Here is a 1665-nt window from a genome sequence, read left to right as displayed (position 1 = left end):
AGCCAGATCAACGAGGCGATCCAGCAGCTCGACAAGGTCACCCAGCAGAATGCCGGCGCCTCGGAAGAGATGTCCGCCACCTCGGAAGAACTCGCAGCCCAGGCCGAAGAACTGCAGGCCTCCATCGCCTTCTTCAAGGTGGACGGAGCATCAAGCAAGGCTGTGATGCAGCAGGCAAAACAGCTCCAGTCGGTCGCCCGGAAGATGGCAGCGGACGTGCCGGCCAAGCGCCCGGTGGTCGCAAGCCGTCCCCAGGCCAGGCCGAATGGTTTTGCCCTCGACATGAGCATGGGCGGTCCAGACGGTGATGACGAAGATTTCCGTCAGACGGCCTGAAAACGGGACCAATCGTCTCCATCCTGTCTGCTGAGGCAAGCATGGAACGGCACGCAATGAGGTCGTGCCACAGGTATCGGGGAAGCTCCCCGATACCAAAAATACGGGAAACCGGATCGCGTGCGAGTGAGTGTATCGGTCTTCGCGAAGAGAATATTCAAAGGTCCTTTTAGACCATCATTGTTGATACATCACACTTACGGGGACGACATGCGCTTCACAATCAAACTCAAGCTCGCGCTTTCATTCGGGCTTATGGTCACGCTGTTGGCAGCACTCTCAGCCTACAGCCTTATCAGCCTGAGCACGGTCAACGATAACCTGGCAGGCATGGCAGAAGGCCCTGCAAAACGACTGGAATATGCGCTGACGATTGACGGGAACTTCTCCGAAATTATCCGGCAACAAAAGAATGCCCTGCTGGCTAAAACCACCGACGAATCCCAAAAATTCCTCAAGGTCTCCGAAGAGTTGACTGCGGACGGCATCGAACTGGCCAAGAACGGTCTTGCCATTGCGACGGCAGAAGATCAGCAGACATGGCTCGCTGTAGAGGAAGACATGAACAATTTCACCTCGAAGGCAGTCGAGTTGAGAAGGCTCGTGACCTCGGGGGACCTTGTCGGCGCTATCGACTATTCCAACGGAGACCTTCGTTCGATCAACAAGTCGGTCACAGCATCGCTCGACACGCTCGTTGGTATTCAAAAACAGCAGATGGAGAATACCAAAAGCCAATCGGCTGAGAACTATCGGGCTGTTCGCTCCACGATGATTGCCGCGGTTAGCGTTGCAGTTCTCTTCGGCATCGGGGTCGCGATCTGGATTGCCCTCAGCATTATTTCTGGCCTGAAGAAGATTCAGATTGTGGCTGAAGCAGTCTCAATTGGCGACCTCAATCAGGACGTGGAGCTCAAGAACAACGACGAAATCAAGGATCTGGTCGATACGATCAACGTGATGACCAGCAACCTCCGAAAGACCGCAAATGTGGCCGACCAGATCTCCAATGGCGACCTGACCGTCACGCCTGCACCCGCATCCGAAAAGGACACGCTTGGGATTGCTCTCCGCAACATGGTGGAACGCCTGCGGGCCGTTGTGAGCGACGCGATTGCCGCATCGGAAAATGTTTCGACCGGCAGTCAGCAGCTGTCTTCGGGTTCGGAACAGCTGTCGCAGGGCGCGACGGAACAGGCATCGTCTGCCGAAGAGGCTTCGGCTTCGATGGAAGAGATGGCCGCCAACATCAAGCAGAACGCCGACAATGCCGCCCAGACCGAGAAGATCGCCCGCCAGTCGGCAACCGACGCCGAGGAAAGCGGCAAG

General features: G+C 56.4%; 1 protein-coding gene and 1 pseudogene. Both read left to right on the top strand.

Annotated elements, in window-relative coordinates; genetic code table 11:
- A pseudogene (locus DFO46_RS00020) lies at positions 1-336 on the top strand (methyl-accepting chemotaxis protein); the annotation flags it as partial.
- Positions 337-546: 210 nt separating this feature from the next.
- Positions 547-1665: MCP four helix bundle domain-containing protein (locus DFO46_RS00015; protein WP_147412720.1), on the top strand; the 1119-nt coding region annotated here is incomplete at its 3' end.

This window comes from Rhizobium sp. AG855 (assembly GCF_003610655.1).
GTDB classification, from domain to species: domain Bacteria; phylum Pseudomonadota; class Alphaproteobacteria; order Rhizobiales; family Rhizobiaceae; genus Allorhizobium; species Allorhizobium wuzhouense.
The sequence above is the reverse complement of the archived record's forward strand: the minus strand, read 5'-3'. Positions and strand labels throughout refer to the sequence as shown.